Source organism: Marinomonas flavescens (assembly GCF_004352835.1).
Classification (GTDB): Bacteria; Pseudomonadota; Gammaproteobacteria; order Pseudomonadales; family Marinomonadaceae; genus Marinomonas; species Marinomonas flavescens.
Genome location: NZ_SJSB01000004.1, coordinates 237,571 through 259,006 on the forward strand (window position 1 = coordinate 237,571; position 21,436 = coordinate 259,006).

Annotated in this window: 18 protein-coding genes and 1 other RNA gene; 10 read left to right on the top strand and 9 right to left on the bottom strand. The window is 43.6% G+C overall.

What is annotated here, in order from left to right:
* The first annotated feature begins 34 nt into the window (after window positions 1-34).
* The 4 genes from E0D70_RS06290 (at window position 35) to E0D70_RS06305 (ending at window position 3,051) form a co-directional block, all read left to right on the top strand.
* Window positions 35-1,192, top strand: a complete 1,158-nt coding sequence (locus tag E0D70_RS06290; protein ID WP_133011420.1) for a M14 family metallopeptidase — start codon at window positions 35-37, stop codon at window positions 1,190-1,192.
* Window positions 1,192-1,539 carry a nucleotide pyrophosphohydrolase gene (locus E0D70_RS06295; protein ID WP_133011421.1) on the top strand — a complete coding sequence of 116 codons (348 nt, stop codon included), beginning with the start codon at window positions 1,192-1,194 and terminating at the stop codon, window positions 1,537-1,539. Before E0D70_RS06290 ends, E0D70_RS06295 begins: the two co-directional genes overlap by 1 nt.
* 180 nt (window positions 1,540-1,719) lie before the next feature.
* Entirely contained in the window at window positions 1,720-2,292 is a 573-nt protein-coding gene (gene efpL, locus E0D70_RS06300; protein ID WP_133011422.1) for an elongation factor P-like protein EfpL, read from the top strand.
* A 204-nt stretch (window positions 2,293-2,496) separates the two neighbouring features.
* A complete protein-coding gene (locus tag E0D70_RS06305; protein ID WP_133011423.1) occupies window positions 2,497-3,051 on the top strand; it encodes a YaeQ family protein in 555 nt (184 codons plus the stop codon).
* A 46-nt stretch (window positions 3,052-3,097) separates the two neighbouring features.
* On the opposite strand, the gene E0D70_RS06310 is transcribed toward E0D70_RS06305, so the two are convergent.
* The gene (locus E0D70_RS06310) at window positions 3,098-3,841 is read right to left on the bottom strand and encodes a dienelactone hydrolase family protein (protein WP_133011424.1); all 744 of its coding nucleotides are present in this window, start codon (window positions 3,839-3,841) and stop codon (window positions 3,098-3,100) included.
* A gap of 146 nt (window positions 3,842-3,987) precedes the next feature.
* Between E0D70_RS06310 and E0D70_RS06315 the strand changes: the two genes are divergently transcribed.
* Entirely contained in the window at window positions 3,988-5,109 is a 1,122-nt protein-coding gene (locus E0D70_RS06315; RefSeq protein WP_133011425.1) for a tRNA-queuosine alpha-mannosyltransferase domain-containing protein, read from the top strand.
* 79 nt (window positions 5,110-5,188) lie between these two features.
* Here E0D70_RS06315 and E0D70_RS06320 read toward each other — a convergent pair whose 3' ends face one another.
* The 3 genes from E0D70_RS06320 to E0D70_RS06330 all read right to left on the bottom strand — a co-directional run bounded on the left by E0D70_RS06320 (window position 5,189) and on the right by E0D70_RS06330 (window position 8,904).
* Window positions 5,189-5,824: an ATP-binding cassette domain-containing protein gene (locus E0D70_RS06320; protein ID WP_207923219.1), complete on the bottom strand. Its 636-nt coding sequence runs from the start codon at window positions 5,822-5,824 to the stop codon at window positions 5,189-5,191.
* A 33-nt stretch (window positions 5,825-5,857) separates the two neighbouring features.
* Window positions 5,858-7,591 (bottom strand): ABC transporter permease, encoded by a 1,734-nt coding sequence (locus E0D70_RS06325; protein ID WP_133011427.1) that lies wholly within the window; start codon window positions 7,589-7,591, stop codon window positions 5,858-5,860.
* Window positions 7,592-7,704: 113 nt separating this feature from the next.
* A complete protein-coding gene (locus E0D70_RS06330; protein WP_133011428.1) occupies window positions 7,705-8,904 on the bottom strand; it encodes an ABC transporter substrate-binding protein in 1,200 nt (399 codons plus the stop codon).
* Window positions 8,905-9,090: 186 nt separating this feature from the next.
* Between E0D70_RS06330 and E0D70_RS06335 the strand changes: the two genes are divergently transcribed.
* Genes E0D70_RS06335 through E0D70_RS06345 form a run of 3 tightly spaced genes read left to right on the top strand, consistent with a single transcriptional unit; the run spans window position 9,091 to window position 13,570 of the window.
* Window positions 9,091-10,233, top strand: coding sequence for a succinylglutamate desuccinylase/aspartoacylase family protein (locus E0D70_RS06335; RefSeq protein ID WP_133011429.1), 1,143 nt, complete (start codon window positions 9,091-9,093; stop codon window positions 10,231-10,233).
* Window positions 10,234-10,247: 14 nt separating this feature from the next.
* Complete coding sequence (locus tag E0D70_RS06340) at window positions 10,248-12,560, top strand: ATP-dependent helicase (protein WP_133011430.1); 2,313 nt, start codon at window positions 10,248-10,250, stop codon at window positions 12,558-12,560.
* 59 nt (window positions 12,561-12,619) lie between these two features.
* Window positions 12,620-13,570 carry an isopenicillin N synthase family dioxygenase gene (locus tag E0D70_RS06345; protein ID WP_133011431.1) on the top strand — a complete coding sequence of 317 codons (951 nt, stop codon included), beginning with the start codon at window positions 12,620-12,622 and terminating at the stop codon, window positions 13,568-13,570.
* A gap of 65 nt (window positions 13,571-13,635) precedes the next feature.
* Here E0D70_RS06345 and E0D70_RS06350 read toward each other — a convergent pair whose 3' ends face one another.
* From E0D70_RS06350 to E0D70_RS06370, 5 genes are all read right to left on the bottom strand, one after another.
* Window positions 13,636-14,394, bottom strand: a complete 759-nt coding sequence (locus E0D70_RS06350) for an SDR family NAD(P)-dependent oxidoreductase (protein ID WP_133011432.1) — start codon at window positions 14,392-14,394, stop codon at window positions 13,636-13,638.
* Between the two features lie 132 nt (window positions 14,395-14,526).
* Entirely contained in the window at window positions 14,527-15,312 is a 786-nt protein-coding gene (locus E0D70_RS06355) for a class II glutamine amidotransferase (protein ID WP_133011433.1), read from the bottom strand.
* A gap of 61 nt (window positions 15,313-15,373) precedes the next feature.
* Window positions 15,374-17,041 carry a methyl-accepting chemotaxis protein gene (locus E0D70_RS06360; protein ID WP_133011434.1) on the bottom strand — a complete coding sequence of 556 codons (1,668 nt, stop codon included), beginning with the start codon at window positions 17,039-17,041 and terminating at the stop codon, window positions 15,374-15,376.
* 331 nt (window positions 17,042-17,372) lie between these two features.
* Entirely contained in the window at window positions 17,373-17,786 is a 414-nt protein-coding gene (gene hisI, locus E0D70_RS06365) for a phosphoribosyl-AMP cyclohydrolase (protein ID WP_133011435.1), read from the bottom strand.
* Between the two features lie 88 nt (window positions 17,787-17,874).
* The gene (locus E0D70_RS06370; RefSeq protein ID WP_133011436.1) at window positions 17,875-18,738 is read right to left on the bottom strand and encodes a 6-carboxytetrahydropterin synthase; all 864 of its coding nucleotides are present in this window, start codon (window positions 18,736-18,738) and stop codon (window positions 17,875-17,877) included.
* Between the two features lie 227 nt (window positions 18,739-18,965).
* Here E0D70_RS06370 and ffs point away from each other — a divergent pair.
* Both ffs and E0D70_RS06380 read left to right on the top strand, forming a co-directional pair.
* An RNA gene (ffs, locus tag E0D70_RS06375) (signal recognition particle sRNA small type) lies at window positions 18,966-19,062 on the top strand.
* Window positions 19,063-19,427: 365 nt separating this feature from the next.
* On the top strand, window positions 19,428-21,287 hold the full coding sequence (locus tag E0D70_RS06380) for a DEAD/DEAH box helicase (RefSeq protein ID WP_133011437.1): 1,860 nt from the start codon (window positions 19,428-19,430) through the stop codon (window positions 21,285-21,287).
* Window positions 21,288-21,436 lie beyond the last annotated feature (149 nt).

Sequence of the window (21,436 nt, forward strand, 5' to 3'; positions counted from 1 at the left end):
ATAGAACCAATGTTTGATTTTTAAGGAATAAAGAATGACCAGCCGAATCAAGATCAGTAGTGCGTTTGATGGCGGTAACATCTTTGTTATTGAAGCCTCGGATCCGGACAATATTAGAGTAAAAATCCCCAATGATACAAACTCTAAATTCCTCCAGTGGTTTTATTTTCGATTACAAGGCGGAATGGGCGAAAGTTGCGTAATTCAATTCGAGAACGCGAGTGATGCTGCCTACCCAGAAGGTTGGGTTGATTATCAAGCGGTCGCTTCCTACGACAGAGAATACTGGTTTCGTGTTCCTACTGAGTATATTGATGGCAAACTGGTAATTAACCACCAGCCAGAGCAAGACAGCGTTTACTATGCGTATTTTGCGCCATACAGCTATGAGCGTCATTTAGACATGATGGCGTGGGCGGCAAGCAATGAAGACTGTATTACTCATCATCTAGGTGAAACCGCTGAAGGGCGAGATATCACCATGCTGGAAATCAGTAAAACCCAAGGTTTAGCGAAAAACATTTGGATTACCGCTCGTCAGCATCCAGGTGAAACCATGGCAGAATGGTTTATTGAGGGATTATTAGAGCGATTGTTTGACGAATCTCACCCTATTTCACGCGCCTTGTTGGAAAAATGTCGATTCCATATTGTACCCAATATGAATCCAGATGGTGCCGTTCATGGCAATTTACGGGTAAATTCAAAAGGTGTGAATTTAAACCGTGAGTGGAAAAATCCGACGAAAGAATTCAGCCCAGAAGTATTAGCGGTTCAAACTAAGATGGCTGAAACTGGGGTAGACATGTTTTTAGATATTCATGGCGACGAAGCCTTACCAGTGAATTTTGTGGATGGTTGCCAAGGTGTGCCTTCGTTTGATGCTCGCATGGAAGCAATGGAAACCTTGTTCAAAGACATGTTCGTGGCAGTGAGCCCAGATTTTCAAACTGACATTGGTTATGCGCCAGATCAGTTTGGCGAGGCTAATCTAACCGTAGCGACCAAATGGGTTGGTGAGACCTATAATTGCCTTTCTTTTACCTTAGAAATGCCATTTAAAGATAACCAGAATTTACCTGATGAGATTGTAGGTTGGTCGCCTGAACGTGCCAAAATATTAGGTGCGGATGCCTTGTATCCTATCTACCATGTGCTTAATAGCAAATATATGAAAGTCGATAGTGAGTAATGGATTCTCTTGAAATACTGAAACAGACAATGCGTCAATTTGCCGAGGAGCGAGAGTGGGATCAATTCCACTCTCCGAAAAACCTTTCTATGGCGCTCGCAGGGGAAACTGCAGAATTATTAGATTGTTTTCGCTGGCTCACGGAAGAGGCGTCTTACCAATTGGACGAGCAGCAAGCTCAAGCGGTAAAAGAGGAGCTGGCAGATGTTTTGCTTTTTACCGTGCGCTTGGCAGACAAGTTGAATATTGATTTAATGGCGGCGGCGGAGCAGAAAATCGAGAAAAACGCACGCCATTATCCAATAGACAAAGTAAAAGGCAGTGCGAAAAAGTACAATCAGTATTAGCGACTGTAATTGGCTCTATAGAGTGAATTATTGCTAGCAGTATTTTGCTAACTGGATTAGCATCAGCGGCGAAATATCGCCGTATAATGCGATTGATTGGCACCGTAATAGGTGATTAGCATGGTGCCAAAAAAGATAAAACTTACCTATTTAATAACATGACAGTTTAGGATGTAGAAAATGCCAAAGGCGAGTGACATTAAAAAGAATATGGCCGTCGAATACGATGGTAAAACGTACATTGTGCGAGATATCGAACGTTCAGTACCGCAAGGTCGTGCTGGTGGTAGTCTTTACCGCATGCGTATGTATGATGTTGTATCGGGTCGTAAGCTTGATGAGACGTTTAAAGATTCTGATATGTTAAGTCTTGCAGATCTCATTCGTCGTCCGGTTATGTTTTCTTATGCCGATGGCGAAGAATACGTTTTTATGGACACCGAAGATTACACACCTTACAACCTAAATAAAGAAGCCATCGAAGATGAGCTCTTGTTTATCAACGAAGAAACCACAGGTATTCAAGTTATATTGGTGAATGACGCACCAGTAGCACTGGATATGCCTGCCAACGTTGAATTAGAAGTCATTGAAACAGATCCTTCTATTAAAGGTGCTTCTGCAACGTCTCGTAACAAACCTGCGAAGCTTGCCACTGGTGCGATCATTCAAGTTCCTGAGCATATTTCGACAGGTGATAAGATCAAAGTGAACGTTGAAGAACGTAAGTTCGCTGGTCGTGCTGAGAAGTAATTCTTTTTGCACACAGTCTGAATAGCTCTGATAAAACGCAGCCTAGGTTGCGTTTTTTTATGGGCGGTATTTCACTATCAGAGTTTTACTTATGATGGGTAGGCGCTTTTCCTGTACAATTCGCGCACCTTTTCTATCGAGTGTCCTTTTTACTAAGATCGATGCCGATTTCTCCACTTTTATGCAGTAAGTGATTTTTATACCATGGCGACTAAAGCAACCGTTTACAAAGCTTCTCTACAAGTGTCCGATATGGACCGCAATCATTATCAAACTTACGATTTAACCTTGGCGCTACATCCATCAGAAACACAAGAACGCATGATGGTTCGTTTAGCCACGTTTGCTTTATTAGCGGATGAAAAAGAGGGTGTTGAGCAGCTTAGTTTTACTAAGGGAATTAGCACCGAAGATGAACCTGACCTTTGGCAAAAGAACTTTTCAGACGAAGTTTTGATCTGGGTAGAGCTAGGACAACCAGATGAGAAACGCCTGCGCAAAGCGTGTGGGCGTGGTCAGCAAGTGATCGTGGTGAATTACAATGACAAATCAGACATTTGGTGGGAACAAAATAAAGGCAAGATCAGTCGATTCAGTAACCTGCGTACCCTAAAATTTGTCGAAGCAGAAGTGCAAAAATTGTCTGCGTTGTGTGCTCGCTCTATGCAACTTAATGTGACTATTCAAGATGGTGAAATGTGGATGTCTAGTGAGCTTGGGGAATGCACCTTGAATCCAATTTGGCGAGGCGAGCACTAAGCTCACCTCAACCAGTTAACGCTTTAAAGATGACAAGGCAAAAAGATTAGCTTTTGTGCAGCGTCTTTTGAAACAGCGCCACGGCTTTTGCGTAACATTCTAAAGCAAGAGCCGGATCATATCGGTCGCCTTCATCACGCATAAAGGCGTGTTGACCATTGACCTCATACCAGGTGAAGTTTCGATCTGTATCCAGTAATTGTTGGTAAATTTTCTGACGGCCTTGGGTAGATACATGCGGATCTTGTTTGCCCCATACCATGGTTAATTCCCCTTGAATGTCTTTAGTGCGAGTAAAGGAATCGTTGCCTTCATCGCAAGGGATGGTATTGGAATGAATGTCGGTCGCGTATAGGCAAAAGCTGGACTGAATGCGTGGGTTAAGCGCCGCACGGTACGCCAAATGACCACCCAAACACACGCCCATGCTGCCAAATTGCCCTGTGCAATATTCTGGCTGTGCAAAGTAATCCAACATGGCGATGGTGTCTGTATCGTGAGCTTCTAACGTCTTAGTGAATTTATCTTCATTGCCTTTGTCTTTACCCGCGTCGTCATAACCCAATACAGTGCCAATGGGATTTAATTCATGGAACACTTCGGGAACGACCACGACAAAACCATGGCCCGCCATAATGGCTGCTGAACGTGCGATCGGAGCGGTTTGTTGAAAAATTTCAGAATAAAAGAAAATACAAGGAAAGCGGCCTTCGGCTTGCGGGCGGTACACAGTACAGCGCATGGTGCCTGTCGGCGTGTTAAGATCCTGATTGTGTTTTTGAATAATCATGATTTTCCTAATGTCAGTGTCTGATGAAATACAGTGGGAATAAGCGTTAAACAAGGATGGCAAAACCACTATGGTTGACATGATATTCGACCCAACAACGATGAGCCAGTACTTACCATGCTATCGAAACCGAATAAGGGTATTTTGTGCGAATTTTATTAATTAGTGCTTACGAAGCGAGCAGCCATAAGGCGTGGGCGCAAACTTTGATGGATCAACTCCCAGAGCATGATTGGACTTATATGGCATTGCCACCGCGGCATTTTGCTTGGCGGATTCGCGGCAATGCCATGAGTTTTGCGTTTGACCCTAAGTTTAAACCCTTATTAGAAAAACCTTATGATTTGATCATCGCTACCTCGATGACAGATTGTGTGGGGCTGAAAGTGTTTTGTCCTGATTTACAAAATATCCCTTGGTTACTCTACTTCCACGAGAACCAATTTGCCTATCCACCTAGTGATAAACAACAGGGCTTGGTCGAAATGCAGATGGTGACCTTATACAGTGCGTTGGCGGCGGATCAATGTGTGTTTAACAGCCAGTTTAATAAAGCGTCATTTTTCTCTGGCGCACGAGCCTTATTAAAAAAACTGCCTGATTATGTGTCTCCCGATTGGTTAAATTTGACCGAAGAAAAAGCCTGCGTGGTGCCGGTGCCTGTCTCAGTGCCCAGCTCGATGAAAAAATTGAAAAATGATAAGCAAGAAGGGCAGGCTCCGGTTCGGTTAGTCTGGTCAGCAAGGTGGGAATATGACAAAGGTCCAGATCGTCTATTGGCGATTCTTCAAGCATTAAACGCTCGTCATGTGCCATTTGAAATCGCCATTCTAGGCGAACAGTTTCGCTCAATACCTAAAGAATTCGAACTGATTCAACAAGCTTTTCCAGAGCAAATCACCCAATTCGGTTACGCTAAAAGTAGACAGGACTACCTTAGTTGCTTAGCGTCTGCTGACATCGTCTTATCCACTGCTTTGCATGAATTTCAAGGGTTGGCTGTGCTCGAAGCAGTTGCTCTAGGGTGCGTTCCAGTGCTGCCCAATAGGCAAGTTTATCCTGAACTCTTTGGCGACCAATATCTCTATCAAAGTTATCTTTTGAATATAGATGATGAGGCCGAAAGCGCTGTCGACTTAATTGTTAACATAATGAAAGAAAGGCTAGAAACACCTTCTGTTGAGCCTTTTCAAATAAAGGGTCTGTTGCCGACGTATCGAACGATGATCCAAGAGGTTGCCGTGAAGCCTTTATTTAGAAATATTTAGGCGTTTATAAATATTTAGAAGTGATTGGAAAGTTTAGAGTATTTTTACTAATACTCTAATTGCTTTCTGCTTTCTGTGGTTACTCTGGTGCGTCTAAATTAATACAAGACCCTTCCATGGCTTTGGCGTCTTCGGCGTCGTGGGTGACGAGTAGGGCTGGAATGTTGGCTTTACGAATTTCATCCAATACAAAAGCTCGCACATCACGACGTAATGCAGGGTCAAGCTTGCTAAAAGGTTCATCAAGTAAAAGAAATTTAGGCTCAGACAGTAGCGTGCGTTGCAGTGCAACACGCGCTTGTTGACCACCGGAAAGTTGCTCTGGAGTGGCATTTGCCTTGTCTTTAATACCTACTTTTTCTAACGCCTCAAAAGCGAGCTCGAGTCGATCGCATTTTTTTACTCTAGCAGGGATAGCAAAGCTAAGGTTTTCTAGAATGCTCATATGTGGGAATAGCAAGGGTGTTTGTTGAAGTAATCCAACTCGACGGTCTTGCGCTTTCTTATTATGAATCGCAACATCGTTTAAAAATACTTCTCCTTGGGCATTGAGCCCAGAAGACAAGGTGCCGCTTAAAAACCCTAATAAGCTCGATTTACCAATGCCACTGGGGCCCATTATAGATACCACTTGTCCATTTTCTATTGTTACATTGAGATCTGTTATTAGTTTTTTATTCGCTAATGACAACGAAAAATTTTTAATAATGAGCACATTCTCTCCCGTGAGCTGCATGATGTACGTTGTTCATTTTAACGATTGTTTAGGAATTTGTTTGTAACACTTTTTGATACGTAAATAGATAGATAGGCGCCATTTTGTCCAGCGCGGCGGTAAGGCGTGAGCTAGCCAGAATATGAAAACTGGGAAGAATGCTTGTAGTAATGCCATGCTCCCGACTTGTTTTCTATCGCCAGAGGCCGCTTGTGCCACCGCTTCTGTGGTGAGTGTGCTGTATCGTCCATCACCTGCAATGAGAGTGGGCAAATACTGGGCGATACTCACTGAAAAGCCGATGGCGAAAGCGGTGAGTATTGCTGGTTTGAGCATGGCGAGCTTGATGAAAAAATAGTTACGCCAAGGTCGATTATTTAAGCGATTAGCCTGCACTAGGTAGTCTTCTTGATACGCTAAGTAAGGGCCTTTTAATGACAAATACACATAGGGTAAAACATACATCAGGTGTAGGCCAATAATCGCTACGAGTGTCCCGTTTAGATTAATTTGAATTAGCAGTATATGCAGCCCAAACAAAAAACCAATTTGCGGCAATAAAATAGGAACATAAATGAGCCAATCAAAAGGGTGGTTTTTCGTTGTTTTTGAGAGACGTTTAGTTTCTAGCATGAGCGCGCTCATTAGGCAGGCAATAACGGTCGCCACAATAGCGATTATGAGTGTGTTGCTAGACAGCTCTAAAAGTAACGGATAAGCGTGTTGGACATTGTCTAGTGTCCATGATGCCGGTAAAGCATCAGGAAAGCGCCAGCGACGGGTTAGCGACCAAATGGGTAGTATGACAAGGGAAACAAAAGCACTTGATAAGGTGATGAGGCCTAATACCACGCCCAAGCGCAGAAAGTAGTCTGTTGGCCCCGAACGTTTGCCATTACTGCGTTCGGCTTTGGTGAGTCGAGTGAAAAAGCAGTGAGCCATCTCCCAACCAAATATGACGAAAGCAATAACCAGAACCAATGCAATTGAGCCGGCGCTGGCAATAAAGCGTTTAGATAATGATGGGTCATTAAACCAACGAAATAAGGTGACAGCAAGAGTCGATGGGGTGTTTGGGCCAATAACAAGAGCTAGATCTACGACAGTGAGGCTAAACGCAATGACAATAAAAATAGGCATGCGAATAATTGGGTAAAGTTGTGGGATGAGTACCTTGCGCCATATCGTCAAACGCTTGTAGCCCAGTGTTTGGCAAACTTCGAGTGTTTTTCTCGCATCAATCGCATGCAAGCTTGCCAACATAATGAACAGTAAATAAGGCATTTCTTTCATAATGATGGCGAAGATTAAAGATAAGCCATAAGGATCTTGAACGGTAATCCAATTAGGTGGACGATCAAAGCCTGTTAACCAAGGGCTAAATAGGCGCATAAGCCAACCAGATGGACTCAGTAAAAAAAGTAATCCTATGGCGATGGCGGCATGTGGTATAGCGAGTATTGGTGCCAACAGATTTTCAATTTTTTGAAAAAATGGTCGTTGGTATCCCCAGGCTAATATAGACAAAGCCATCCATAACGCAATAATGGGTGAAATAATCCCAGTGGCTAGGGTCAGCCTTAAGCTTGAATAAAACTCACTACTATGAAGTAAGCTGATCCAAGCCGCGAAGGTAACATGGTATTCGCCAAGTGGTGGGAAATAGTGAAACGCGGGTAATAATGTGCCAATTAATCCAATAAGGACTGGAATAGCAAGCAATATTGCGACCAACCAAGTGATAAATCGTACGCTTTTTAATGGCATTCGGGGTTACATACTCTACTTTTAGATTACATGGTTGATTACAAAATATTGCTTAATAAAGCGTTAACAGTACTTCAATTCAGTAACAAGAAATCATACGAAAATACTACTCGCTATTGTGCATAGCGTTTTCGCCATTCTTGCTCAAGAGGTTTTACCCAACTGCTATGAGGTTCGGGTAAGGTTTTTCCAAGCTCGGCTATGCTAAGAGTCGCGATGCCTCGTGGTATTGCATCAAATTTCTTTTGGTCAGCTGGTGACAATTTATCATATGACAATACACTTAAGTCACCCCATACAGTGGGGGTTTGCTTGTGCATTTGTGCTTCAGGAGACAGCATGAAATTTGCCACGACTTCAGCGCCCGCGGTGGCGCTGCTGTTATAAGGGATAGCAAGGAAATGTGTGTTACCTATAGTGCCTTTGGTGAAAACGTATGAGCGAACGGTGTCAGGTAAATTACCTTGTTGAATTTGAACAGAGGCGGCAGAAATATCGAAGCTTAGTGCTACATCAATTTCCTGATCATCCAGTAAGCGAATCATTTGGGAGGAATCAGTGGGAAAGGTTACGCCATGACGCCATGCTACTTTGTTGAGTTTATCTAAGTATGCCCATAATGGCGCTGTGACTTTCTGAAAATCGGCTTTATCGACAGGCTGAGAAAGTGCTTGCTTATAGGGTGTTAGTTCATACAAAGCTTGCTTTAAAAATGTGACACCTAGGAACTGCGGCGGTGCTGGATAAGTAATTCGCCCAGGATGTTGTTCCGCATAAGCGAGCAATTCTGGCATGGATTTGGGCGGATTTTTCAATGTGGCGGTATCATACATGAAAATAACTTGGGCCATTCCCCAAGGGGATTCCATGCCATCGACAGGAGTGCCAAAATCACGAGTAATACTTTGTCGAGCATGCTCATTCACATATTTTTTATAGTTTGGTAACTCGGTACTGAATGGGCCATAAAGAAGGTTGTTGTCTTTCATTGCGCGAAAGTTTTCACCGTTTAACCAGATAAGATCAATCGAGCCATCGGTATTTCTACCGGCTGCTTTCTCGGCTAGAACGCGATTCACCGCATCAGATGTGTCAGTCAGTTTTACTTGTTTGAGGGTCACATCGTATTGCTCTTTAATGTGTTTAGCAGACCAGCGAATATAATCGTTTATATTGTCCGCACCACCCCAAGCATTAAAATAGACCGTTTGGCCTTTGGCTTCTTTTAGCGTGTCTTGCCAATCAGCTTGTGCGTGGATGCTGGTGAATAATAAAGCACCGCTTATTGATGCGGCGATCAAAGATTTGAGCATTCCTTTCTTCCTTAATGATGGCTTATATGACAGTGAATACTATATAGACGTAGTAGAGTGGTCATTTATTACAGTATTTTTTAATACTGAGAAGTTTTTATTATAGATATGTTTTAGCGTACCATGTTGCCTGCTCTGTTGCCTGTTCAATGTGGGCGCGTATTTCACCGAACTATACGAGTTATTATGTCATATCAAATTTATTCCCATACTTTACCGAGTGCAACATTGGGTACTCAGCGAATTCTTAAAGCGCATCATTTCGGCGAGCAAGGTGCGCGACCTAAAGTGTATTTACAAGCTGGTCTTCATGCCGACGAGTGGCCGGGTTTTTTGGTGCTTAATAGCTTGATCAAGTTACTTAAAGACGCCGATGAGAAGGGTTTGATTCAAGGAGAGATTATTATCGTTCCTGTGGCGAATCCGATAGGCTTGGCACAAAATTTCCATGGCTATATTCCTGGTCGTTTTGCCTTTTCTGATGGTGGCGGTAATTTTAACCGCAACTGGCCTCAGCTTGGCGAGAAAGTAAAAAAGCGTCTTAAAGGCGAAGTCAGTGCAGATGGCCAGGAAAATGTCTCTTTGGTGCGCTCTATCATGGCTCAAGAGTTGGCTGCGCTGCCTGAAAACACCGAATTACAAGGCATGAAGAAAACGTTACTGGCCTTGTCTATGGATGCGGATGAAGTGCTGGATCTGCATTGTTCTGGTGAAGCGAGCATGCACGCGTACGTAGCGCAAGAATTTGAGGAGCATTTTAAACCGCTTTTGGCGTTGTTGGGTGCAAAAGTAGGCTTGTCTGAATTAGAAACAGGAGCGGCGTCTTTTGATGAAACTAATGTTAGCGTATGGCGAACGCTTAAATCTGACTACGCTCATTTAATACCTTGGGGCTGTCGTTCTCTAACCGTTGAGTTACGAGGCGAAAATGACATTTCAGATGAATACGCCACTCAAGATGCACAGGCATTGTTTGCCTATTTAGTGCTGCGCAATGTGATTGCTGGTGACGCGCCTGTGATCGATGACAGCGCCGTGGTGTATTACCCATTAGACGCAATGGATTTGGTAAAGGCGCCGAGCGCCGGCATCGTTTGTTACCGAAAAAATATAGGCGGCACCGTGGAAGCGGGTGAAGTCATTGGTGAGGTAGTAGACTTAATGGACGACGATGTCGATGCGTCTCGTTACCCGTTGGTAGCCCGAGCCGATGGTGTGTTTTTTGCTCGTGTACAGCGTCGTTTGGTGGTGCGTGGTGAATCGATCGCAAAAATTGCAGGTCGTGAGCATCTAGCGTTTCGTGAGATCGGCAACTTATTTGAAGACTAGGCAAACGTATTTTGATGGATGAGACTTTGATAGATCAGCAAGTGGCGCCACGCCAATTGACGGCCGAGCAGCTTGCTGTGGTAGAGCACAATATTAGCTCACCGGCCAAAGTCATTGCGGTGGCTGGGGCGGGTAAAACAACCACCTTGATTTCGCGCATAGAATTTTTGCTTGAGCAGGGCGTCGATGCGTCTGAAATCGGTGTGTTTATGTTCAACAAAAGCGCTCAAGAAGAATTTAGTGAGCGCTTAAGCCAGCATTTAAACAACACTGGTCATATGCGTTCCCCCAGTGTGATGACCTTTCATGGTTTTGGCTTAAAGCTGTGTCGGCGTTTGGAGCAGCAAGCTTGGTTGCCCAATGCTAAATTGCTAACGGACGACTTTAGTTTGGTGAAAATGTTGCGTGAAGCGTTAAATCGCTTGGTACGCAAAGGGGAAAAAATCACCTTACAAGACGAAAAGGATTGGCTGGAAGACGTATTATTGTTTATTGATCAAGTGAAGGCCTCTGCGACCTCAGCCAGTGCGGTGTTTGAATCCCTTGGTTGGTCAAAAGAGCGGCAGTTTTTTCCTGCTTTGTACGATGAGCTTGAAGACCTGCGAAAACGCAATAACGTGCGTTTCTTTGCGGATCTATTGGCCGATCCTTATGCCTTGTTATTAGACCTTGATGAAGCAGAACGTCATCAAGTTCACGGTTTTGTACCGAACTTTCGTTATCTCTTGATTGACGAGTTTCAAGACATTAATCCCTGTCAGTATGAATTACTCAAAATCCTTTATCCGGCGCCTTGTCAGTGGATGATTGTAGGGGATGTGCAGCAGTGTATTTATGAATGGCGCGGTGCCAGCCCAGAGATTATGGCGAGTCAGTTTGATCGTGATTTCCCTGCGGTGGAAACGTATCCCTTGAGTAGCAGTTTTCGTTTTGGTCATGCAATCGGTTTGATGGCGTCGAGTGTGATTAGCGAAAATGACCCAGACGCCTTGGTGATTGGAGAAGGGAAGAGCACACAAGTGTCCTTTGCGCGCGCGCCGAAAACGGGCAAAGCCTTATTGGGCGAGTTAAAAGCGTGGGTAGAATCCGGTCGCGCCTTAAATGAATCGGCGGTCTTGGTGCGTTTGTACAGTGACATGGTGCCGGTGCAGCTGGCGCTGATGCACAAGGGCGTGCCTTACCAATTGCATGGTGATTCGCCGCTGTTGGAGAATCGACAGATACGCATGTTGATGGCGTATCTCGCCGTGATAGCAGGCGCATTAGAAAAACCGGCGCTCTTTTTTCGTCGTGACGATGTGGATTTTTTGCTGAGTGTGCCAAGTCTTGGTGGCTCGGTAGCGCAGCGAAATACCTTGATCCAGCAAGCAAGGCAATCGCCGCATTTATTGCCGCAAATTATCGAAACCATGGCGGAGCAAAGTGAAGGTTGGCGGGCTAAAAAGCTTTATGGACGCGCCGATTGGCTGCGCAGCTTGAGTATTTATCGCTCGGACCCGGCACAAGGTTTGGCGCATACTCTCGAAAAACTGGGGATTTATCGCTATTTCGAAAGCACCAGTAACAAAGACATTCAAACTCAAGAAAAAATCGCCACCTGTGATGCCTTTATGGCGTATGTGCGTGGAGTAGGCGGCGACGCCGAAAGTGTCTTAACGCAACTGGCGACGCTGAATGAAAAGCAAGCGGATGATGCGCGCGGCATTCACCTAATGACAATCCATAAGTCTAAAGGGCTGGAATTCGATTTGGTGTTGTTGTCTGGTTTACAAGAAGGGCGCTTTCCGTATTACGATGAAGATTTGAGTGCGATTGATAAAAAAGCCGCCAGTCAGATGGCCTCAGAGCGGCGTTTGTTTTATGTGGCGATTACCCGTGCTAAGCAAAAGCTGGTGTTGCTAGAAACACCGACACCAGAAGAAAGTAAAAAAATGAAACGTGGCGACATCCCACGTGCCGCTTTAAAGAATCTCGCGCTGTCGCGTTTTGTGTTTGAAGCGCAGCCTTATGCGGTCAGTAAAATTACTCAGCTGTGGCATGAAGACGCCAGCGAAGAGCCCATCGATACAGAGAAAGGCACCTTGTTTCAGCGTTATTTGAGTCGTGTGACACCTTCTCCGAATCTGGTGTTTCGCCATCAAATGAGCGATAACAATAAAGGCTTACAGTCCGGCGATAAGGTACGCCATGATCAATTTGGTCAAGGGGTAGTCGTGCGTCAGGAAGCCGACGGTAAACGGATGATTTTTGTCGATTTTGGTGAAGAAGGGTTGAAGCGATTTAACCCACAACATACTCAACTGGTGAAATTGTCGTCACGAACCTAGTGTGCTTAGATGCCGCTGGTTCGCCTATAAACACAATGATTAAATTGGAGCATCCAACCGTGTCTATCCCGTTAATTGATTTAGCAAAGCTAACGCACAGTAATGATTCGGTACGCCTAGAAGAAGTGGGTGCGCTGGATAAAGCCTGCCGCGAAATTGGTTTCTTCTACTTGGTGAATGCCGGTATTCCGGCGGCATTGTTTGATCAGCTGATGTCGACTGCTAAGACCTATTTCGCCCAGCCTGATGAGGTGAAGCGAGCTATTGATATCAAAAATAGCCCGAATCATCGCGGTTATGGGCGCATTGGCGAAGAGCAGCTTGATGAAATTTCCCATGCGGATTGGAAAGAAACCTTTGATATGGCGTTGGATTTACCGGTGACGCATCCGCTGGTGGCCAAATACCCTAAAATGTACGGCCCAAATCAAAATCCAAGTGATCCATCGGCAGTGGAAGTGCTGCAAGATTATTACGTGGCGGCTTTTGATGTAGCAAAAGTAGTGTTGACCAGCATGGCTCAAGCCTTGTCTCTTGAAGATGACTTTTTTACACGTTGCTTTACCGATCATGTGACGGTGCTGCGAATGATTCATTATCCGCCACGCCCACAAAGCGATCACGATAATGGCGCCGGTGCGCATACTGACTACGGTTGTGTTACGCTATTGTTGCAAGATCAAATTGGTGGATTGCAGGTCAAAAACCGTCAAGGTGATTGGGTCGATGCAACGCCGATTGAAAACGCCTTAGTGGTCAATATTGGCGATTTAATGCAGCGCTGGACCAATGATGAATACGTGTCTACGGCGCACCGAGTGGTGTCTCCGCTAGAGGGTGTACATCGTTATTCGTTTCCATTTTTTGTAGAGCCAGATTACGAAACCAATGTGGTCTGCGTTGAGTCTTGTCAATCACCCGATAAGCCTGCTAAGTATGAGCCGATATTAAGTGGCGATTGGATTCAGTCTCGCTTTGATGCGACTTATGCTTATCGTGAAAAAATATAAATATTTGATTCTAGGTGTTAAAAGCGGCTTATTATTAAGTAATAAGCCACTTTTAACGCTGTAGGTTAGTAGGATAAATAGCCACCATCTACCGGATAGTAGGCACCTGTTACAAAAGAGGCTGCATCACTGGCTAGCCAAGCCACTAAATTAGCAACTTCTTCAGGTTTGCCTAAACGTTTCAGTGCATGTTTTGACGCTAAGATATTGAGCATTTCATCTGAAAGTGCTTCGTCTACTAATGGCGTATGAATAAATCCAGGCCCTACTGTATTAACACGGATACCGTCTTCAGCATGTTCGATAGCTGCCGCTTTACTCATCCCTACAATGCCGTGCTTTGCGCATACATAAGCAGATGAGTTTTCAAATGCCACTTGACCAAGAATGGATGCCATATTAACGATGCTACCAGAGCCATTCTTGCGCATTGCAACAATGGCTTCTCGTTGGCAGTAGAAAACACCGCTTAAATTTATATCAATAACTTTTTGCCAGCCGTCAGTGGGGTAATCTCCTGACTTAGCAGATACACCACCAATACCTGCATTGTTTACTGCAATATCTAATCTACCTAGCGCTTTAACTGTTTCGTCCATAGCGTACTTGACTGCTATAGGGTCACTTACATCAACTTTAAAAGTGATGCACTGAACGCCATATTTGCTAATGGTTTGTTTTGCTTTTAGTAGTGAATGGTCATGTAAGTCCCATATGGCAATATCGGCACCAGAAGAGGCAAGTAATTCAGCACAAGCTAAACCGATACCGGATGCACCACCTGTGACCATCGCTTTTTTATTGTTAAGTTGGTAATTAATCATTGATAGCACCTTCCTTTATGGTTACGTGTTTAATGCCATTACACTATGGCACAACACGTTACTAAGAAAGCTTTAGTGCAAAAGTGATATGAAAATATAGAAATTGGTTGTCATAGAGCAAAAGATGGCCGCTTAAGCGGTCATCTTCATGAGGTTTGGTAAGGCTTCAACTTGGTATTTATTGTTTTTAATGCGTGCCATATGGCCTTGTGGAATCAATGCCCATCCTTCACTTGAAAGATCTAACGGCTCAGAGCCAATAACGATATGCTTTTCAAATTCTTTGCAGTACAAGCTTGGGGCGTGATCGTCACTTGAGAAACGTATTGCAAACATTTCCGTGCCATTGGATAAAATAGCAGTGAAACGAAATGGCTCGGTGATATTTCTTTGTGCCATCAAGTTAAGAATTTGAGAGATGGTGTCTGAAATGGCTTTTTCTGGATTTTTCTCTAAGCCATTGGCCACCATTAGCAAAAAGATCACTTCAGAGTCGGTCGCGCCCCGTCGTTCGTTATACAGATATTCAGGGATTAATCTGTCTAACTGCCAGCGTAATGTCTCATAATCACCAATTTGACCGTTATGCATAAACAACCAGTTTTTATAGCCAAACGGATGGCAATTGGAACGATTGGTTGCAGTACCGGTAGAGGCTCGAACATGAGCGAAAAATAAACCACTTTTGATGTGTTTTGCGAGACTTTTTAAATTGCAGTCGCTCCATGCGGGTAATATTTCATGATAAAAACCTGGCTCGTCTCGTTCGTCATACCAGCCTAATCCAAAGCCATCTGCGTTTACTGTCACTTCGGATTTCTTTGCGCTAAGGCTTTGATGGATAAGAGAGTGTTCCTGTTCAAATAATAATGACTCAAGGTATACAGAGTCACCTTGATACGCCATCCAACGACACATTTAAATCTCCTAAAGTAGAAAGGGGAGCGTTCCCCTTTGTGATTATTGTTTCTATGTAAAATTACATTTTAAAATAGCTAATCTTGGTCGAAAGCTGAGTCGCTAAATTGGCTAGTTGCTCTGCAGATTCGCTGATAGAGTGAATGGATTCCGTTGTTTTAGAAGCTATGTCAGTAATGTTGGTTACATTGCGGCTAACTTCTGAAGTAACGCTTGCTTGTTCTTCTGCTGTGCTGGAAATTCTATCGTTCATATCTCGTATTTTAGACACAGACAAATTGATATTTTCTAATGACGTTTCCTCATGCTTAACTTGGTTAACGGCTTCTGTTGAACGCTGATGGCTTGATGTCATCGCCTTAACCGCAGAAGAGGTGCCAGTGTTCAATAGCGTGATCATTTTTTCAATTTGTTGTGTGGCATCCTGAGTATTTTGTGCCAGATGTCTTACTTCGTCGGCCACCACGGCAAAGCCACGACCTTGTTCGCCTGCTCGTGCCGCTTCTATCGCTGCGTTTAAGGCCAATAAGTTAGTTTGATCTGCGATGCCGAGAATGACATTAAGAATATTACTGATTTCTTTGGTATTCGTTTCCAGTTCATTAATTATAGTCGCAGAACTGGCGATATCTTCAGCTAATTCTTGGATGCTGACAATAGTGTTTGCAACAATTTTCGCGCCTTCATTGGCCGCAAGTTCAGCATCGTGGGCTGCTTGGCTTGCTTCACTCGTAGATTCAGAAACATGAATAGCAGTCGCCTGTATTTCTTGTACCGCTTGAGATATTTGCGATGTTTCTTGTTGTTGGCGTTCAACCATTTCAGACGATTCATCGGTAATACGATTTAAGGCCGTAGCAGAACTTGTCAACATGCTACTTGATTGTGCTACTTCATTAATAATACTGCTTAATTGAGAAACCAATTTATCCATCGCTGTTTCAAGCATGCCAATCTCATCTTTACGCGATGAGTGAGACTCTTTTCGTACGAGTTCGCCTGATGCGATTTCTTCTGCGCGTTGAACAGCCTTACGAAGAGGGACGCAGATGCCATTCACAATCACTAAGCTGATAACAATGCCAACAACAATAAGCACAGCGGCGATAATCGCGCTAGCGTAGGTGCTTTTGTTCATTATGCTTTCTTGCTGCAACATGGCTTTGTTGTTGTAAGTGTGAATGGTTTTAATGATGTCTGCCATTTGAGTGTTTATTGACTTTAAGCTGGCGTCTGCTGCACGGCGAGACTTGTTTGCTTGCATCGTTTTTAATTTAGTCCACCAAGTATAGGTTTCTGTGCTTGATTTAAGAAAAGAGGTTTGCTGATCTTCTAAACTACTAATTTTTGTGAAAAGTTCAGTGATGTCTTTATTTTTTGGCATTGTGGCTAAAATGCTTTTTACATTGTTAATGCTCAGCATTAAATCAGCCGTGTATTTTTTGAAATTATTTTCTGATGCTTTGATTTGTTCGGTGCCATAACCATTCATTGATTTAGCAATGGATACTTGGAAAAAACCACGCTCGAATTCGACTGATTGTTGAAGTAATAGTTGACGGCTTTTTTCTAGATTACTCATCAAATCTAAGTTTTGTGTGGATAATCTTTGAAGTTCAGAAAAAATAGTCTTGCTCGATATGGCGGAATTAACGCTAACACCAATAATCACTATCGAAAACAGTGCAATAAGAGAAAGTATTTTAGAGCGTACAGACAGATTTAGCATGTATTGACCTAATTGTTATTATTGAGACGATGGTTTTTTATATTTAGCAAAACATATGCCAAGAGATAGAGGGGTTAACTGTATCTTTTCATCAGTTTAATGCTTGTGTGCAGTGAATGTCTATCTGGTTGAAATTTGAACAGAATATTTGTGAACATAAGGAAAGGTGCTGAGTAATAACGTCTTTCAGTGGCGGGAGTGTTATGTTCAATAAGAAATGTCTTCAAACTGGTTATTTGGCAGGTTGGTTTTGTGTTTAAAGCTTATATGAAAAAGAAGCGCAAAATAATGAAATTTAATCTGCGCTTCTCTATGGTGCGTTTGAATGTTGTTAGGTGTTTTGTTCTGGTGCGGAGTTAATAGTGACCTGATCGCCATTTACTCGAAAGAAAAAACAATCCCTACGATTTGTGTGGCAAGCGGGGCCGTTTTGGTTTACTTGCAGCAATATGCAATCACCGTCGCAATCAAATGACATAGAAACTAAGGTTTGACGATGTCCAGAGCTTTCACCTTTGCGCCAGTAAGTTTGGCGTGATCGAGACCAGTAGCAGACTTGACCTGTTGCTAGTGTTTCACGAATCGACTTTTCATTCATATAAGCAAGCATTAGAACTTCGCCGGTGTCATGCTGCTGGGCTATGGTGGCAATTAAGCCGGCATCGTCTGTTTTTAAATTGGCAAGCACCTCTTCTAAGGGGATGTTCTCGCCTTTGTTCATTGTTTCAAACGCTTTCAAACTCATGCTGTGTTTCCTGTTCTGTTGATGTTAGCTCTGTTGATGTTAGCTCTGTTGATGTTAGCTCTGTTGATGTTAGCTCTGTTGATGTTAGTTATGCTGCTGTTTGTTTTTCTGAAATAGCACCTTTGCCAATGCCTTCAAAGGCATAAACTTCGAGGTGCTTGCCAGGGTTTTCTGTAGCCAATATGCCTGCTATGTGTGCAGAAAGAGACTCTACTGTGGTGTCTTCATTAATCATATAGACTTGTTTGCTGTCGATTTTAAGCTCAAAAAGACCTTGGGCGCTTTCATAAGCAAAGTGGTGATACTGTTTGCTCTCTTTTTGAATAATGCCAAGTAAGTCTTCATCTGTGCCTAGGTAAATGTCTTTCCAGCGCTGCGCCCAGTTTTGCTCTAAAGAAGGCGAGCGGATGCCATCTAGATAGATTTTAATGGTTGATCGATGACCATGAGCAATACGCTGGCAATTTCCTGCATGCTTTTTTAATCCGTGGCTATATTGATACTGCGCACCATCAATGCGTTCTGATGAAAGTTGTAGGCTGATGGCCTCCAATTCGACTGGCAATAAATCTAATATTTTAGATTCAATCCATCTGGCAGCGTTTTCTGGTGTGACTGTGTCTGTTGGCAATGCGCAGATGGCTTGAGTAGGGGCGTCACACTGAAAGTGTCGACCGTCATCGTGTTTGAATTGAAACGATACTCGGTTGTTGTTGAGTGTGGTTATGGTTGAGTTTTTATGCTCTGCTGGCACAACCAGCATGTGGTCAATGTTTTCATCTAGCCATTTTTTAATGCGCTTTTTTACGATGCTGAAATCACATATCATGCTTTCATCATTTAGTTTGCCCGTTAGTGTGATATCGGCCTGCCAGCTTTCACCTAAAAGGCCTCTTTCAGCGTCAAAGTAAGACAGGTCAACATGGGTCAGGTTTTCAACAAACAACTTCAAGCAGTCACTCCTATAAATATAATGGCGAATATATTAGCGTAAATAGCGAAACGGGTACTAATTTTAAACCCCGCAAGGGGTAGGGTGGTGTTTATAAAGCGTTCAAATCAGTGGGCGAAAATGCTTTTTTGCTAAGCATTTGAAAAACGTAGCAAAAGTTGTTGATATTTCATAATAGCTGCGTATAATTCGGCTCCAAGGTCAACAGGCCTCCTTTATGGTGTCTCTGCTGGTCCCCTCGCAACAATAAGTCGTTAATCTGGTCAGATCCGGAAGGAAGCAGCCACAGCGATGGATTTGTGTGCCGAGGTGCGGCTGGTAGAGGTGCCACCTTATACTCCAGTCCTGAACGCCTACTCGTATACTAATATTTTATTATTAGTGATGTTTTTAATATTTGATTATCATGCTTAAGTTTTTAGCAGCTGTTTGACGTCGGCATCATAAATGGTGCGTCTGTTTAGATAATGCTTGGCTATTAAGTATTTAAATAACTATTTTGTATTAGCATCAATACGTGAACGTATGGGTTCTCTAGTAATTGTTCTGCTTTTTGTATACTGGCTAAATTTATTTAAATTGTATATAATTCGCGATCAGGTTTTCCTCAGAGAATATCCAGAAAAAATTTCGTTAAGGCATGTAAATTGTTACAGGCCTTGCTCCCACCAAAAAAGGTACACATTTACATGTCTGACGCTGAAATTCAGCCTACATTTGATTCGTTGGGCTTAATTGCCCCTGTTCTTAAAGCGGTTGCCGATCTCGGTTATGAGCAACCCTCAGCTATCCAAGCGCAAAGTATTCCATATTTACTAGAAGGTCGTGATCTTCTGGGGCAAGCGCAGACGGGTACTGGTAAGACGGCAGCGTTCGCGCTACCGCTACTGTCTCGCATAGACGTTACAGACAAAACGACACAACTACTTGTATTGGCTCCAACACGTGAACTTGCTATTCAGGTTGCTGAAGCATTTCAAACGTACGCTCGCCATCTTCCAGATTTTCATGTTTTGCCAATTTACGGCGGCATGTCATACGACACTCAACTTCGTCAGCTAAAGCGTGGCGTTCAAGTTGTTGTTGGTACGCCTGGTCGTGTGATGGACCATATTCGTCGTAAAACATTAAAACTAGATGGTCTTAAAGCGCTAGTTCTTGATGAAGCCGATGAAATGTTACGCATGGGCTTTATCGATGATGTTGAATGGGTTCTTGAACAGACTCCACCAACTCGTCAAATTGCTTTGTTTTCTGCAACGATGCCTGCAGTGATTCGTCAAGTGGCTAACCGTCACCTAACGAACCCTAAAGAAATTAAAATTGTTACGAAAACATCGACAGCAACAACAATTACTCAAAAATACTGGCAAGTAAGTGGTCTGCATAAGCTAGACGCCTTGACTCGTATTCTTGAGATGAGCGAACACGATGGCATGATCATCTTTGTTCGTACTAAAGCGGCGACAGTTGAATTGGCTGAGAAGCTAACGGCTCGTGGTCATGCTTGTGAAGCCTTGAATGGTGACATTAGCCAGAATTTACGTGAGCGTACGGTTGATCGTATCAAGAAAGGTCAAATCGACATTCTTGTTGCGACAGACGTTGTGGCGCGTGGTTTGGATGTTGAGCGTGTTAGTCACGTAGTCAACTACGACATTCCATACGATACAGAGTCTTATGTTCACCGTATCGGTCGTACTGGTCGTGCTGGTCGTTCTGGTACTGCGATCTTGTTTGTTGCTCAACGCGAACGTCGTATGTTGCAAGCTATTGAGCGTGCGACTCGTCAGCCGATTGAGAAAATGAATTTACCTACTGCTTCTGATATTAATGAGCAGCGTGTAAGTCGTTTCAAACAGCGCATTACAGACACAATGGATAATGAGAACCTAGATTTCTTCTTGGAGCTTGTAGAAAGCTACCAGAAAGAAAACGAAGTTGATCCGTTGAAAATGGCCGCTGCTTTGGCCCATATGGCTCAGGGTAAAAATCCTTTGCTATTGTCTGAGATGGAAGTGCGTCAAGAGCGTCGCGAACGTTCTGAGCGTAGCGATCGTCCAGATCGTGGTGATCGAGGAGACCGTGGAGATCGTCCAGATCGCGCGCCTCGTGAACGCAAACAGCGTCCAGTTACTAAAGATGCGATGCCATTGAAAGACGATCCAAATACCGAGATGACTCGTTATGTGGTTCAAGTTGGTTACAGTGATGGCGTTAAGCCTGGTAACATTGTAGGCGCGATTGCGAATGAAGCGGACATCGAAAGCCGTTACATTGGTCATATCGAAATCTACGAAAACTTTGCAACGGTTGATTTGCCAACAAATCTTAAAGCAGAAGCGATCGATAAGCTGAACAAGACCCGCATTTGTGGTCAGCGTTCTGAGATTGCTAAACTTGAAGATGCGGATGCATTGAACAAGCTTGCGGCAGCGCCAGCGCGTCGTCGTCCAAGCAGCAATGGTTCTGGTGATCGCCGTCGTCCGGCTAATCGCGATAATAATCGTGGTGATCGTCGTCCAAGAGCACCTCGCAAAGACAGCTAATCCTGTTTTGTAGCGTGATATTTTAAAAAGGCTGAGCAATTATGTTGCTCGGCCTTTTTTTATGGCTAGGTAAAAGCTTTTATGATTGGATAAAGGTGTTTATTGACGAGATGAAGGTCTTTATAGCTGTATGAAAAGAGCCATGCTCT